Source organism: Azospirillum sp. Marseille-Q6669 (assembly GCF_965111635.1).
In genome coordinates, this window is sequence record NZ_CBCOOP010000002.1 from 321,799 (window position 1) to 335,931 (window position 14,133).

The 14,133-nt window shown below is 64.6% G+C and carries 12 protein-coding genes and 3 tRNA genes; all 15 read left to right on the forward strand.

Going from position 1 to position 14,133, the window contains the following annotated elements; genetic code table 11:
* Positions 1-54 precede the first annotated feature (54 nt).
* The 15 genes from ACWPXE_RS12720 (at position 55) to nuoF (ending at position 14,120) form a co-directional block, all read left to right on the forward strand.
* The gene (locus ACWPXE_RS12720; protein ID WP_454018163.1) at positions 55-1,620 is read left to right on the forward strand and encodes a malonyl-CoA decarboxylase; all 1,566 of its coding nucleotides are present in this window, start codon (positions 55-57) and stop codon (positions 1,618-1,620) included.
* 173 nt (positions 1,621-1,793) lie between these two features.
* Positions 1,794-1,878, forward strand: a tRNA-Leu gene (locus ACWPXE_RS12725).
* A 91-nt stretch (positions 1,879-1,969) separates the two neighbouring features.
* Positions 1,970-3,304 carry a trigger factor gene (tig, locus tag ACWPXE_RS12730; protein WP_454018164.1) on the forward strand — a complete coding sequence of 445 codons (1,335 nt, stop codon included), beginning with the start codon at positions 1,970-1,972 and terminating at the stop codon, positions 3,302-3,304.
* Positions 3,305-3,406: 102 nt separating this feature from the next.
* Positions 3,407-4,042, forward strand: a complete 636-nt coding sequence (gene clpP, locus ACWPXE_RS12735) for an ATP-dependent Clp endopeptidase proteolytic subunit ClpP (protein WP_145684838.1) — start codon at positions 3,407-3,409, stop codon at positions 4,040-4,042.
* Between the two features lie 216 nt (positions 4,043-4,258).
* Positions 4,259-5,527, forward strand: coding sequence for an ATP-dependent Clp protease ATP-binding subunit ClpX (gene clpX / locus ACWPXE_RS12740; RefSeq protein ID WP_145625755.1), 1,269 nt, complete (start codon positions 4,259-4,261; stop codon positions 5,525-5,527).
* Positions 5,528-5,812: 285 nt separating this feature from the next.
* A complete protein-coding gene (gene lon, locus ACWPXE_RS12745) occupies positions 5,813-8,227 on the forward strand; it encodes an endopeptidase La (RefSeq protein WP_237903809.1) in 2,415 nt (804 codons plus the stop codon).
* Between the two features lie 164 nt (positions 8,228-8,391).
* Positions 8,392-8,664 (forward strand): HU family DNA-binding protein, encoded by a 273-nt coding sequence (locus ACWPXE_RS12750; RefSeq protein ID WP_237903808.1) that lies wholly within the window; start codon positions 8,392-8,394, stop codon positions 8,662-8,664.
* A gap of 106 nt (positions 8,665-8,770) precedes the next feature.
* Positions 8,771-8,845 (forward strand) — tRNA-Val (locus ACWPXE_RS12755).
* A 164-nt stretch (positions 8,846-9,009) separates the two neighbouring features.
* Positions 9,010-9,086: transfer RNA gene (locus ACWPXE_RS12760), tRNA-Asp, on the forward strand.
* Positions 9,087-9,430: 344 nt separating this feature from the next.
* A complete protein-coding gene (locus ACWPXE_RS12765) occupies positions 9,431-9,799 on the forward strand; it encodes an NADH-quinone oxidoreductase subunit A (RefSeq protein ID WP_014240120.1) in 369 nt (122 codons plus the stop codon).
* Positions 9,790-10,332 (forward strand): NuoB/complex I 20 kDa subunit family protein, encoded by a 543-nt coding sequence (locus ACWPXE_RS12770; RefSeq protein ID WP_014240121.1) that lies wholly within the window; start codon positions 9,790-9,792, stop codon positions 10,330-10,332. The genes ACWPXE_RS12765 and ACWPXE_RS12770 overlap by 10 nt, the downstream gene beginning before the upstream one ends.
* A 24-nt stretch (positions 10,333-10,356) precedes the next feature.
* Positions 10,357-10,986, forward strand: a complete 630-nt coding sequence (locus ACWPXE_RS12775) for an NADH-quinone oxidoreductase subunit C (RefSeq protein WP_454018165.1) — start codon at positions 10,357-10,359, stop codon at positions 10,984-10,986.
* 68 nt (positions 10,987-11,054) lie between these two features.
* Complete coding sequence (locus tag ACWPXE_RS12780; protein ID WP_038531004.1) at positions 11,055-12,203, forward strand: NADH-quinone oxidoreductase subunit D; 1,149 nt, start codon at positions 11,055-11,057, stop codon at positions 12,201-12,203.
* Positions 12,200-12,817, forward strand: coding sequence for an NADH-quinone oxidoreductase subunit NuoE (nuoE, locus tag ACWPXE_RS12785; RefSeq protein WP_137114334.1), 618 nt, complete (start codon positions 12,200-12,202; stop codon positions 12,815-12,817). The genes ACWPXE_RS12780 and nuoE overlap by 4 nt, the downstream gene beginning before the upstream one ends.
* Before the next feature lie 10 nt (positions 12,818-12,827).
* Positions 12,828-14,120: an NADH-quinone oxidoreductase subunit NuoF gene (gene nuoF, locus ACWPXE_RS12790; protein ID WP_014240125.1), complete on the forward strand. Its 1,293-nt coding sequence runs from the start codon at positions 12,828-12,830 to the stop codon at positions 14,118-14,120.
* Positions 14,121-14,133 lie beyond the last annotated feature (13 nt).

Here is a 14,133-nt window from a genome sequence, read left to right on the forward strand (position 1 = left end):
GCCGGGCTCAAGCTATGGCTTGCCGAGAGCGCGCCCGCACGCCAGACTCTGGGTATGAGCGAGACGCCCGAGATCAAATCCGCTGAGACCCGGTCCAGCCCGTCCGGCCCAGCCCAGCCCCCCGCCATCGGGGTGGGAACGCCGCCGGGCCTGCTCGACCGCACCCTGGACACGCTGCGCGCGGGCTGGCGCGAGATCGCCGCCTCCGCCCGCGGGGTGGTCGGCGCCGCGCCGCGCGCCAATCTGCCCAAGGAAGACGCGGAGCGGCTGAAGGAACAGATCGAAGCCTGCCTGGAGGGCCGCGGCGGCGAGGTGTCGGCGCGGGCGCGGGCGGCGCAGCTCGGCCGCACTTATCTGGCGCTGGACGGGCAGGGGCGGCGCAATTTCCTGATGATGCTGGCGCGCGATTTCGACGTGGACCGCGCTGCCGTCGACCAGGCGATGGCGACCTTCCAGACGGCGGGCGACCCGGTGTCGCGCGGCCATGCCGAGCGCGCCCTGCGCCGGGCGCTGGAGCCGCCGCGGCTGCGCCTGCTCACCCAGTTCAACGGCCTGCCGGAAGGGGTGAAGTTCCTGGTGGACCTGCGCGCCGAGCTGATGGAGATGGCGCGCGGCGAGCCGCTGCTCCAGGCGCTGGAGGACGATCTCAAGAGTCTGCTGCGCAACTGGTTCGACGTCGGCTTCCTGGAGATGCGCCGGATCACCTGGGACAGCCCGGCCTCCCTTTTGGAAAAGCTCATCAAGTACGAGGCGGTGCACGAGATCAGCGGTTGGCGGGACCTGAAGGACCGCCTCGACTCCGACCGCCGCTGCTTCGCCTTTTTCCACCCGCGCATGCCGAACGAGCCGCTGATCTTCGTCGAGGTCGCGCTGGTCCAGGGCATGTCGGACAACGTCCAGGCGCTGCTCGACCCCTCCGCCCCGGTCTGCGACCCGAAGAGCGCCGACAGCGCCATCTTCTATTCCATCTCCAACGCCCAGGTCGGGCTGGCGGGAATCAGCTTCGGCAACTTCCTCATCAAGCGGGTGGTGGACGGGCTGACCGGGGAATTCCCCAACATCAAGTGCTTCGCCACCCTGTCGCCGATTCCCGGTTTCCGCCGCTGGCTGGACCGGGAACTGGCCGAGCGCGGCGATTCGCTGCTCAGCCCGCCCGAGGCGGAACGCATCGCCGAGGCCATGACCAGTCATCCGGGAAACGGCGAATCGGAGACGGACAGCGACGCGGACGAGCGCCCGGTGCTGGCCGGAGCCCTGGCTCTGCCCTCCTGGCACACCGACGAGGAGCTTCAAAAACAGCTTCGCGGCCCGTTGATGCGGCTGTGCGCGCACTACCTGACGACGGCGCGCGCGTCGGACCGCCGCAGCGAACGGCCGGGCGCGGCGCCGGCGCGGGCGCTCGATCCGGTCGCGCACTTCCACCTCAGCAACGGCGCCCGCATGGAGCGGCTGAACTGGCTGGGCGACCGGTCGCCCAAGGGGTTGCGGCAGTCCTGCGGGATGATGATCAACTACCGCTACAAGCTGGGCGAAATCGACGCCAACCACGAGGCGTACCGGGGGGAGGGCAAGGTCAACGCCTCCTCCTCCATCCGGTCCCTGGGGAAGGGGGGCGGATGAGGCGGCCTGCCGTTCGCCGGGGCGCTTCCCTCGGGGCTTCCCAGGCCACCCACCAATGGCGTGCGGAACGGCGCCCATTTTGCCTGTTTGCGGCGCGAACCCTGTGCTATAGAGCGGACTTCGCCGGCAGTCCGTCGGGTGTTCCGCACCCGTCGCGGGCTGTCTATGCCATTGCGGGCGTGGCGGAACTGGTAGACGCGCCGGATTTAGGTTCCGGTGACTTCGGTCGTGGGGGTTCGAGTCCCTTCGCCCGCACCATGGCAACAGCTTGGACCGCATGGGAACACACGGTTTCGGGCCGCCCGGACGGGCGCCGCCGGGCCGGACAACGAGATAGGCTTTCGTTCCGATGAACATCACCGAGACCAGCGCCGACGGCCTGAAGCGCGAGTACAAGGTCGTCATTTCCGCCCAGGATATCGAACAGAAGGTGCAGGGCCGGCTCGAAGAGCTGCGCCGGACGGTGCAGCTCCCCGGCTTCCGTCCGGGCAAGGTGCCGGTTGCCGTGATCAAGCAGCGCTACGGCGGCAGCGTGCTGGCCGAGGCTCTGGAGGATGCGATCGCCGACAGCTCGCGCCAGGCGCTGAGCGAGCGCGGCCTGCGCATCGCCATGCAGCCGAAGATCAACGTCGAGAAGTACGAGGACGGCGGCGACCTGTCCTACACCATGGGCGTCGAGCTTCTGCCGGACATCGAGCCGGGCGATCTCAGCGGCCTGGAGCTTGAGAAGCCGGTCGCCACGGTCGAGGATTCGGCCGTTGACGAGGCGCTGACCCGTCTGGCCTCCGCCCATTCGGTGCAGGCCCCGGTCACCGAGGACCGCGCGGCCGAGAAGGGCGATATCGCCGTGATCGACTTCGCCGGTTCGGTCGATGGCGAGGCCCTGCCGGGCATGGATGGCAAGGACTACCCGCTGGAGCTGGGCGCCAACCAGTTCGTTCCGGGCTTCGAGGACCAGCTGATCGGCGCCAAGGCTGGTGAGCACCGCACGGTGAAGGTCACCTTCCCGGCCGACTACCCGCACGACCGCCTGAAGGGTGCGGACACCGTGTTCGAGGTGGACGTCAAGGAGCTCCGCAAGAACGTCCCGGCCGAGGTCAACGACGACCTCGCCAAGGAGTTCGGCATGGAGAGCCTGGAGAAGCTGCGCGAGGCCGTCGGCGACCGCATCAAGGGCGAGTACGCCAACGTGTCGCGCCTGCGCGTCAAGCGCCAGCTCCTCGACAAGCTGGCCGAGGCGCACTCCTTCGAAGTCCCGCCGGGCATGGTGGACGTCGAGTTCGAGGGCATCTGGCAGCGCCTTCAGCAGGAGCTGAAGAACGGCACCGCCGGTGAGGACGCCGGCAAGCCGGAAGAAGAGCTGAAGACCGAGTACCGTGGCATCGCCGAGCGCCGCGTGCGCCTGGGCCTGCTGCTGTCGGAAATCGGCCGCCGCAACGACATCCAGGTGACCCAGGACGAGATCAACCGCGCCCTGATTGCGGAAGCCCGCCGCTTCCCCGGCCAGGAGCGTCAGGTTTTCGAGTTCTTCAAGCAGAACCGGGAAGCGCTGGAAAACCTCCGCGCCCCGATCTTCGAGGACAAGGTCGTCGACTACATCCTGGACCAGGCCAAGGTGAGCGAGAAGCCGGTGTCCGCCGAAGAGCTGATGAAGGACCCCGACGAGGAGGCCGAGGCGGCCTGATCGTCAGAAAGGTTGAGGGGCGGCCTACCGGTCGCCCCTTTCCATTCCTATATGTAGACTGCTCAGACGACTAACCGAGCTGCGGGAGCAGGGAAGACCACCATGTACGACTTCGAACCGAAGATGAATGCTCTGGTCCCGATGGTCATCGAGCAGACCAACCGGGGCGAACGAGCGTACGATATTTACTCGCGCCTGCTGAAGGAACGGATCATCTTCTTGATCGGTGGCGTGAACGACGCCGTCGCCAGCCTGATCTGCTCGCAGCTGCTGTTCCTGGAATCGGAGAACCCGAGCAAGGACATCGCGCTCTACATCAATTCGCCGGGCGGCTACGTCTCGGCCGGCCTCGCCATCTACGACACCATGCAGTACATCCGTCCGCAGGTGTCGACGGTGTGCATGGGGCAGGCGGCCTCGATGGGTTCGCTTCTGCTCGCCGCCGGCGCGCCGGGCAAGCGCTTCTCGCTGCCGAACAGCCGGATCATGATCCACCAGCCGTCGGGCGGCGCCCAGGGCCAGGCCTCGGACATCGAGATCCAGGCCCAGGAGATCCTGAAGCTGCGCTCGCGCCTCAACGACATCTACGTCAAGCACACCGGCCAGTCGCTCGACACCATCGAGGCGGCCATGGAGCGCGACAAGTTCATGTCTCCTGAGGAAGCCAAGGCGTTCGGCCTGATCGACGAGGTCGTGGAAAAGCGCCCCGGCTCGGTCGGCGACGGCAGCGCCGCCTGAGGGCACGCACGAACTAATGATTGATTGCGCCGGTTCCCTGTTGTTGAATGATGGGGAACCGGTCCGATGGATCGGGTTCGAAGGATGAGTGAGCGGATGCGTTAACCTTGTCGCGGGCCTTCCCCGTGACAACCTTTGAAAGGACCGGCGTCGGGGGACGCCGCAGGCGGTTGACAGGTTATACGGATCAGTCCCCCGCGAGATGACGGAGTACCGATGAGCAAGTCCAGCAGCGGCGATTCGAAGAATACGCTCTACTGCTCCTTTTGCGGCAAGAGCCAGCACGAGGTCCGCAAGCTGATTGCCGGTCCGACGGTGTTCATCTGCGATGAATGCGTCGAGCTGTGCATGGACATCATTCGCGAGGAGAACAAGACGACCCTCGTGAAGTCCCGCGACGGCGTGCCGACCCCGCGCGACATCCATGCGGTACTGGACGATTACGTGATCGGCCAGCATCACGCGAAACGGGTCCTTTCTGTTGCGGTGCACAACCACTACAAGCGGTTGGCGCACGGCACGAAGCACAACGACGTCGAACTGGCGAAGTCCAACATCCTGCTGGTCGGCCCCACGGGCTGCGGCAAGACGCTGCTCGCCCAGACGCTCGCCCGGATCATCGACGTTCCCTTCACGATGGCCGACGCCACGACCCTGACCGAGGCGGGCTATGTCGGTGAGGACGTCGAGAACATCATCCTCAAACTGCTCCAGGCCGCCGACTACAACGTCGAGCGGGCGCAGCGCGGCATCGTCTACATCGACGAGGTCGACAAGATCAGCCGCAAGTCCGACAACCCGTCGATCACGCGCGACGTGTCGGGCGAGGGCGTGCAGCAGGCCCTGCTGAAGATCATGGAAGGCACCGTCGCTTCCGTGCCTCCGCAGGGTGGCCGCAAGCACCCGCAGCAGGAGTTCCTGCAGGTTGACACCAGCAACATCCTGTTCATCTGCGGCGGCGCCTTCGCCGGTCTGGACAAGATCATCGCGCAGCGCGGCAAGGGCACCTCGATCGGCTTCGGCGCCGACGTCCGTGGTCCGGACGAGCGTTCGACCGGCGATATCCTGCGTGAGGTCGAGCCCGAGGATCTGCTGAAATTCGGCCTGATCCCCGAGTTCATCGGCCGTCTGCCGGTGGTCGCAACCCTGTCCGACCTGGACGAAGCGGCTCTGGTCGAGATCCTCACCAAGCCGAAGAACGCCCTGGTCAAGCAGTACCAGCGCCTCTTCGAGATGGAGGACGTCCGTCTGGAATTCTCCGACGACGCCCTGCGCACCATCTCCCATAAGGCGATCCAGCGGAAGACCGGCGCCCGTGGCCTGCGTTCGATCATGGAGTCGATCCTGCTCGACCCGATGTTCGATCTGCCGGGTCTGTCGGGGGTGGAAAGCATCCTGGTCAATAAGGAAGTGGTCGAAGGGCGCGCCAAGCCGCTTTACGTCCACGCCGAGCGCCGCGGGGAGCAGCAGGCACCGGGTGCCTGAGTTCGTCACGACCGATCAGTATCGGATACGGGGAAGGGCGCCTTTGGGCGCCCTTTGTCGTTTCCAGCTTTTGCAGGCATCGAGGGCACCAGCCGGGCCGCGGAGCGGTCGGACCGGCATGTCGCACCGCCATACGGAATTGGGGTTCTGGCCCTTGAAGGGGGGCTATGGCTGTGCCACGTTAGAAAAAGTGCCGGTTTTCGATCCCTGTGCTCATCCCCCGAGGCGGGGCTCTTCCCAGGCCCATCCCGGGCTGACGGCGTCCCAATGAAAGAGGCCCAATCAATGTTCGAAATCCCTCGTGGTGCCCTCTATCCGGTCCTGCCGCTCCGCGACATCGTGGTTTTCCCCCACATGATCGTGCCTCTTTTCGTCGGCCGTGAGAAATCCGTGCGCGCCCTGGAAGACGTGATGAAGGACGACAAACAGATCCTTCTCGTCACCCAGAAGAATGCCGCGCAGGACGATCCGACGCCGGCCGATATCTACAGCGTCGGCACCGTTGGGACCGTGTTGCAGCTGTTGAAGCTGCCCGACGGAACGGTGAAGGTGCTCGTGGAGGGCGGCCAGCGCGCGTCCATCACCAAGTTCGCCGAGAACGAGGATTTCTTCCAGGCCCACGCCGACCTCGTCGAGGAAAAGGTCGGGGAAAGCCAGGAGCTTGAGGCGCTGGGACGCGCGGTCGTCTCGCAATTCGAGCAGTACATCAAGCTGAACAAGAAGATCCCGCCGGAGGTTTTGGTCTCGATCAACCAGATCGAGGAACCGGGGAAGCTGGCGGACACCGTCGCCTCCCACCTCGCGCTGAAGATTCCGGAGAAGCAGCAGCTCCTGGAATGCGCCACGGTGTCGGAGCGTCTGGAGCGGGTGTATGCCTTCATGGAAGGCGAGATCGGCGTCCTGCAGGTCGAAAAGCGCATCCGCAACCGCGTCAAGCGGCAGATGGAGAAGACTCAGCGCGAGTACTACCTCAACGAACAGCTCAAGGCGATCCAGAAGGAACTCGGTGAGACCGAGGACGGCCGCGACGAGTCGGCCGAGCTGGAAGAGAAGATCAACAAGACCCGCTTCTCCAAGGAAGCCCGCGACAAAGCCCTGGCCGAGCTGAAGAAGCTGCGCTCCATGAGCCCGATGTCGGCCGAGGCGACGGTGGTGCGCAACTACCTGGACTGGATGCTCTCCATTCCGTGGAAGAAGCGTACCAAGGTGAAGAAGGACCTGAAGCTCGCGCAGAAGATCCTCGACGCCGACCATTACGGCCTGGAGAAGGTCAAGGAACGCATCCTCGAGTATCTCGCGGTCCAGAACCGCATGAACAAGGTGAAGGGGCCGATCCTTTGCCTCGTCGGCCCCCCCGGCGTTGGCAAGACCTCGCTGGGCAAGTCGATCGCCAAGTCCACGGGGCGCAACTTCGTGCGCATGTCGCTCGGCGGCGTGCGGGACGAGGCCGAGGTCCGCGGTCACCGGCGCACCTACATCGGCTCGATGCCCGGCAAGGTCATCCAGGGCATGAAGAAGGCAAAGTCGTCCAACCCGCTGTTCCTGCTGGACGAGATCGACAAGCTCGGTGCCGATTGGCGCGGCGATCCGTCGTCGGCCCTGCTGGAGGTCCTCGATCCCGAGCAGAACGGCACCTTCAACGACCATTACCTTGAGGTCGACTACGACCTCTCGGACGTGATGTTCGTCTGCACGGCCAACACGATGCGCATGCCGCAGCCGCTGCTGGACCGTATGGAGATCATCCGCGTTGCCGGCTACACCGAGGACGAAAAGGTCGAGATTTCCAAGCGCCACCTGATCGAGAAGCAGGTGGAGGCCAACGGTCTGAAGAAGGGCGAGTTTGCCATCTCCGACGACGCGCTGCGCGACCTGATCCGCTATTACACGCGGGAGGCCGGTGTCCGTAGCCTGGAGCGCGAGATCGCCAACCTCTGCCGCAAGGCCGTGAAGGAGATCCTGATGAAGGGGTCCGCCGGCGCCAAGGTCTCGGTCACCCGCCGGAACCTGGACAAGTATGCCGGTGTTCGCCGCTTCCACTTCGGTGAGGCGGAGCTTGAGGATCTGGTGGGCGTCACCACCGGCTTGGCCTGGACGGAAGTCGGCGGCGAACTGCTGTCGATCGAGGCGGTCAGCCTTCCCGGCAAGGGGCGGGTGACCACCACCGGCAAGCTCGGCGACGTCATGAAGGAGTCGGTCCAAGCGGCGGAAAGCTACGTCAAGTCGCGGGCCACCGCCTTCGGCATCAAGCCGACGCTCTTCGAGAAGCGGGACATCCACGTCCACGTGCCCGAAGGCGCCACCCCGAAGGACGGTCCGTCGGCGGGTGTGGCGATGATCACCTCGATCGTCTCGGTCCTGACCGGCATCGCGGTCCGCAAGGACGTGGCGATGACCGGCGAGATCACCCTGCGCGGCCGGGTGCTGCCCATCGGCGGCCTGAAGGAGAAGCTGCTGGCCGCTCTGCGCGGCGGCCTCAAGCATGTGCTGATCCCGAAGGACAACGAGAAGGATCTCGCCGAAATTCCGGACAACGTGAAGCGCGGCCTGGAAATCATCCCGGTCAGCACGGTCGACGATGTTCTGAAGAACGCCCTGGTTCGGGAACTCGAGCCCATCGAGTGGAAGGAACCGGAGGCGGTCGAACCGGCGGTCGCCAAGCCGCAGCCCGACGGCGGCGGCGAGGTGCTGCGTCATTGATCATGCTCCGCGTTTAAAGCGCCTTTAAAGGCCTACCAAGCTTCGCATCGCCCGCCCGTCTGCAATTGACGGGCGGGCGATGTCGCGTTTATCGTTTGAATGCGTGAAGTCATTGGGTGGCTTTGCTTCCACTTTCTTTGCCGGACTGAAATGGGGGGAAGTAAGTGAACAAGAATGATCTGGTGGCGCACGTCGCCGATGCCGTGGGTTTGTCTAAAACCGACGCGACCAAGGCGGTCGACGCTGTTTTCGACGGCATCGCCGACTCGCTCAAGAACGGGGAGGAGGTTCGACTGGTCGGTTTCGGCACCTTCGCGGTTTCCGAACGCGCGGCCGGCGAGGGCCGCAACCCGCGCACGGGCGAGAAGATTGCCATTCCCGCGTCGAAACAGCCGAAGTTCAAGCCGGGTAAGACCTTGAAGGACGGGTTGAAGTGATGACGTCTTGAACGGATAGGGCATTCCGGGCATAGTGCGCGCCGGTCAGCACAGGCTGGCCGGCTTTGCGTTGTCTGGAGCGCCAATCCGGTCAACGACGCGGCGCGGGCGATTAGCTCAGCGGTAGAGCATCTCGTTTACACCGAGAGGGTCGGGGGTTCGAAACCCTCATCGCCCACCATCGCGCCCGATCCTTCCAGCACGTCCTTTTCAAATTCGTGATTGACAGGTCAGGCGTCGGGCGGCTAGAAACCGCCCATCGGCGACGGGGCGTGGCCCCGGAAACTGCGCTGCGATCCTATGACATGGACGCCTGTTTTTGCGCATTTCACATCGCCGCGTTGCGCGGGTGTAGCTCAGTTGGTTAGAGCGCCGGCCTGTCACGCCGGAGGCCGCGGGTTCAAGTCCCGTCACTCGCGCCATTCCCTCCCTTTCCATTCTCTTTTTTGCAAAGAAAACGAAGCCTTCACGGCTTTACCGGCAGGCTTGCGGTCCCCATATCCGATTAGCTCGACCCGCATATCCGATAAGCCGGATAGAGAGAAGGGTCATTTAAAAAGTTTGGTAATACCAAGGACATCCGCTCATTTCCGCAGAGTGGATTCGTTGGCCGAAAGCGATTCAAAGCGCTTTCCTTGATCACGCTCTCGTCATATATTCCGCCCCGTCTGATGGGCTAATCCAAGGCATTCCAGCCACGACACCGCGCGTCGGCCGATTACCGGCCGTACCGGCGATCGTGGCGTGGGCTTATGGGAGGACCGCGGTGACCAACCCGCTGATCATTGAGTACCTTCCGATCCTGGTGTTCCTGCTGATCGGTATCGCGCTGGCCGTGGTGATGGTTGGCGCGTCTTACGTCATCAGCCCGAAGAATCCGGATTCGGAGAAGCTCTCCCCCTACGAGTGCGGCTTCGAGCCGTTCGAGGATGCCCGCACGAAGTTCGACGTGCGGTTTTACCTGGTCTCCATCCTGTTCATCATCTTCGACCTTGAGGTCGCCTTCCTGTTTCCGTGGGCCGTGGCGCTCGGGGACATCGGCCTCTTCGGTTTCTGGTCGATGATCGTGTTCCTTGGGATTCTGACCATCGGCTTCATCTATGAGTGGAAGAAAGGAGCTCTGGAATGGGAGTAGAGGCTGCCAAGCTGGCGCCGATTCCGCCCGGACCGGAACAGGACGCCTATCTCCGCGCGGTCACCGAGGAGATCCAGGAAAAGGGTTTCATCACGGCGAAGTACGAGGACGTGCTCGCCTGGGCCCGCACCGGTTCCCTGTGGCCGATGACCTTCGGTCTGGCCTGCTGCGCGGTGGAGATGATCCACGCCTACATGAGCCGGTACGACCTGGACCGTTTCGGCGTCATTCCGCGCCCCAGCCCGCGCCAGTCCGACTGCATGATCGTGGCCGGCACGCTGACCAACAAGATGGCCCCCGCGCTGCGCAAGGTCTATGACCAGATGCCGGAACCGCGCTGGGTGATCTCGATGGGCTCCTGCGCCAACGGCGGCGGCTACTATCACTATTCCTACTCGGTGGTGCGCGGCTGCGACCGGATCGTTCCGGTCGATATTTACGTGCCGGGCTGTCCTCCGACCGCGGAAGCGCTGGTCTACGGCATTCTGCAACTCCAGAAGAAGATCCGGCGCGGCAACCGCATCGCTCGCTGAATAAGAAAAAGGCAGGTCCTGGCCATGTCCGAACAGGCGTTGAAGGAACTTGGGGACCATATCGCCGCGACGCTCGGCGATGACGTCCTGAAGGTCGAGCTGAAGCTTGGCGAGCTGATGGTGACCGTCCGCCGGCCCTCGCTCATCAAGTCGCTCACCTTCCTGCGCGACGATCCGACCTGCTCGTTCGAGCAGCTGCTCGACGTCACCGCTGTGGATTGGCCGGAGCGGGAGGAACGCTTCGAGGTCGTCTACATCCTTTTGAGCTACAAGCACAATCGGCGCCTCCGCGTGAAGGTCACCACCGACGAGGATACCCCGGTGGCCTCCGCCGTGCCGGTGTACAGCGCGGCCGGCTGGTTCGAGCGTGAAACCTGGGACATGTTCGGGATCTTCTTCTCCGACCATCCGGATCTGCGCCGCATCCTGACCGACTACGGTTTCGAAGGTCACCCGTTGCGCAAAGACTTCCCGATGACGGGCTATGTCGAGTGCCGCTACGACGAAGACCAGAAGCGCGTCGTCTACGAACCCGTCCGCCTGACGCAGGATTTCCGCATCTTCGACTTCCTGTCGCCCTGGGAAGGCATGACGAACGTGATGCTGCCCGGCGACGAGAAGGCCCAGGCCCCTGACACCGGGAGCAAGCCGTGACCATCGCCACGTCCGCACACCCCTCCGCCGGCCAGTCCGGCGGCAAGACCCAGATCAAGCCCTACACCATGAACTTCGGGCCGCAGCACCCTGCGGCCCACGGCGTGTTGCGTCTGGTGATGGAGCTGAACGGCGAAGTCGTCGAGCGCTGCGACCCGCACATCGGCCTGCTGCACCGCGGCACCGAGAAGCTGATCGAGTACAAGACCTACCTGCAGGCCGTTCCGTATTTCGACCGCCTCGACTACGTCAGCCCGATGTGCATGGAGCACGCCTATGTGCTCGGCATCGAGAACCTGCTGCAGATCAAGGCGCCGCTGCGCGCCCAGTACATCCGCGTTCTCTTCTCCGAGATCACGCGCATCCTGAACCACATCCTGTCGATCACCACCGGCGCGCTCGACGTCGGCGCGATCACGCCGGCGCTGTGGGGCTTCGAGGAACGTGAGATCCTCATGGAGTTCTACGAGCGTGTGTGCGGTGCGCGCTTGCATGCGAACTACTTCCGTCCCGGCGGCGTCGCCTGGGATTTGCCCGCTGGCCTGACCGACGACATCTGGGAGTTCACGGAGCGCTTCCCGAAGTTTGTTGACGACATTGACAATCTGCTGACGAACAATCGCATTTTCAAGCAGCGGACCGTCGACATCGGCGTCGTCACCAAGGAAGAGGCGTTCAACTGGGGCTTCACCGGCCCGATGCTGCGCGGCTCGGGCGTCGCCTGGGACCTGCGCAAGTCGCAGCCCTACGAAGTCTACGACCGCATGGACTTCGACGTGCCGGTCGGCCTGACCGGCGATTGCTGGGCGCGCTACCTCGTCCGCATGGAGGAGATGCGCCAGTCCAACCGCATGATCCGCCAGTGCCTGAAGGAGCTTCCCGACGGTCCGGTGCGCGCGGAGGAGCGCAAGGTCTCTCCGCCGCCGCGCGGCGAGATGAAGCGGTCGATGGAAGCGCTGATCCATCACTTCAAGCTCTTCACCGAGGGCTTCCACGTCCCGGCGGGCGAAACCTACACCGCCATCGAGGCGCCGAAGGGCGAATTCGGCGTGTATCTGGTGTCGGACGGCACGAACAAGCCGTACCGCTGCAAGATCCGCGCACCGGGCTTCGCCCACCTGCAGGGCCTCGACTTCATGTCGAAGGGCCACATGCTGGCCGACGCGGTGGCCAACATCGCGTCCATGGACATCGTGTTCGGAGAAATTGACCGATGAGCGCCCCGGCTCACGACCCGGCCAAGGAGCCGGCCTCCTTCGCCTTCAATCCGGAAAATCTGGAACGGGCGAAAGCCATCATCGCGAAGTACCCGGCGGGCAAGCAGGCCAGCGCCTGCATGCCGCTGCTCGATCTGGCCCAGCGCCAGAGCGACGGCTGGCTGCCGCGCGTCGCCATGGACGCCGTCGCCGACCTGCTCGGCATGCCGCGCATCCGCGTGTACGAGGTCGCGACCTTCTACACGATGTACAACAAGACCCCGGTCGGTAAGCACGTCATCCAGGTCTGCACGACCACGCCGTGCTGGCTGCGCGGGTCGGACGACATTGTGCACACCTGCGAGCGCAAGCTGGGTATCGGTGTCGGCGAGACCACCGCGGACGGCCAGTTCACGCTGCGCGAGGTCGAGTGCTCGGGCGCCTGCGTCAACGCGCCGGTGGTCCAGATCGGCGACGACTACTATGAAGACGTCAGCCCGGAACACATGGAAACGATCATCGACGCTCTCAAGGGCGGCGAGATCCCCAAGCACGGCTCGCAGATCGGCCGGCAGTCCTCCGAACCGGTGGGCGGCCCGACGACTCTGAAGGCCTTCACCACCACGGCCGATTGAGGGGGATGCGATGCTTCGCGACGAGGACCGCATTTTCACCAACCTGTACGGCTACCAGAGCTTCGGCCTGGACGCCGCCCGGAAGCGTGGTGACTGGGACAACACCAAGGCCCTGATCGCCCAGGGCAAGGAATGGATCATCGAGCAGGTCAAGGAGTCCGGCCTGCGCGGGCGCGGCGGCGCCGGTTTCTCGACGGGCATGAAGTGGTCCTTCATGCCGAAGAACGTCACGGACAAGCCGGTCTACCTCGTCATCAACGCCGACGAGGGCGAGCCCGGCACCTGCAAGGACCGCGACATCCTGCGCCACGATCCGCACAAGCTGATCGAGGGCTGCCTGATCGCCGGTTTCGCCATCGGCGCGTCGGCCTGCTACATCTATATCCGCGGCGAGTTCTACAACGAGGGCTCCAACGTCCAGCGCGCCATCGACGAGGCGTACGAGGCGGGGCTGATCGGCAAGAACGCCTGCGGCACCGGCTACGACTACGACATCTACATCCACCGCGGCGCGGGTGCGTACATCTGCGGCGAGGAGACGGCGCTCATCGAGTCCATCGAGGGCAAGAAGGGCCAGCCGCGCAACAAGCCGCCGTTCCCCGCCCAGGCCGGTCTCTATTCCTGCCCGACCACGGTGAACAACGTCGAATCCATCGCGGTGGTTCCGACCATCCTGCGCCGCGGCGCCGCGTGGTTCGCCGGTCTCGGCCGTCCGAAGAACACCGGCACCAAGCTCTTCTGCATCTCCGGGCACGTCAACAAGCCGTGCAACGTGGAAGAGGAGATGGGCATCCCGCTGAAGGAGCTGATCGAGAAGCACGCCGGCGGCGTGCGCGGCGGGTGGGATAACCTGCTGGCGATCATCCCCGGCGGTTCGTCGGTGCCGCTGCTGCCGAAGTCGATCTGCGACACGGTGCTGATGGACTTCGACAGCCTGCGCGATGTGCGCTCGGGCCTGGGCACCGCGGCGGTGATCGTGATGGACAAGTCCACCGACGTGGTGAAAGCCATCGCCCGCCTGTCCCAATTCTACGCCCATGAGAGCTGCGGCCAGTGCACGCCGTGCCGCGAGGGCACCGGTTGGATGAACCGCATCATGCAGCGCATGGTGACCGGCAACGCGCGCGTCGAGGAAATCGACATGCTGCTGGAGGTCACCAAGCAGATCGAGGGGCACACCATCTGCGCGCTCGGCGATGCCGCGGCCTGGCCGATCCAGGGCCTGTTCCGGCATTTCCGGCCGGAGGTCGAGCGCCGCATCCTCGACTACCGCAACGCCGCCAAGTCCTTGGCGGCCGAGTAAGGAGCCCGGTTTC

Excerpts from the sequence above, each read along its gene's own strand:
- ACWPXE_RS12775 (WP_454018165.1), top strand. The coding sequence starts at position 10,357 with ATGTCCGAACAGGCGTTGAAGGAACTTGGGGACCATATCGCCGCGACG.
- nuoE (WP_137114334.1), top strand. The coding sequence starts at position 12,200 with ATGAGCGCCCCGGCTCACGACCCGGCCAAGGAGCCGGCCTCCTTCGCC.
- clpP (WP_145684838.1), top strand. The coding sequence starts at position 3,407 with ATGTACGACTTCGAACCGAAGATGAATGCTCTGGTCCCGATGGTCATC.
- nuoF (WP_014240125.1), top strand. The coding sequence starts at position 12,828 with ATGCTTCGCGACGAGGACCGCATTTTCACCAACCTGTACGGCTACCAG.
- ACWPXE_RS12780 (WP_038531004.1), top strand. The coding sequence starts at position 11,055 with ATGAACTTCGGGCCGCAGCACCCTGCGGCCCACGGCGTGTTGCGTCTG.
- lon (WP_237903809.1), top strand. The coding sequence starts at position 5,813 with ATGTTCGAAATCCCTCGTGGTGCCCTCTATCCGGTCCTGCCGCTCCGC.
- ACWPXE_RS12770 (WP_014240121.1), top strand. The coding sequence starts at position 9,790 with ATGGGAGTAGAGGCTGCCAAGCTGGCGCCGATTCCGCCCGGACCGGAA.
- tig (WP_454018164.1), top strand. The coding sequence starts at position 1,970 with ATGAACATCACCGAGACCAGCGCCGACGGCCTGAAGCGCGAGTACAAG.
- ACWPXE_RS12720 (WP_454018163.1), top strand. The coding sequence starts at position 55 with ATGAGCGAGACGCCCGAGATCAAATCCGCTGAGACCCGGTCCAGCCCG.
- clpX (WP_145625755.1), top strand. The coding sequence starts at position 4,259 with ATGAGCAAGTCCAGCAGCGGCGATTCGAAGAATACGCTCTACTGCTCC.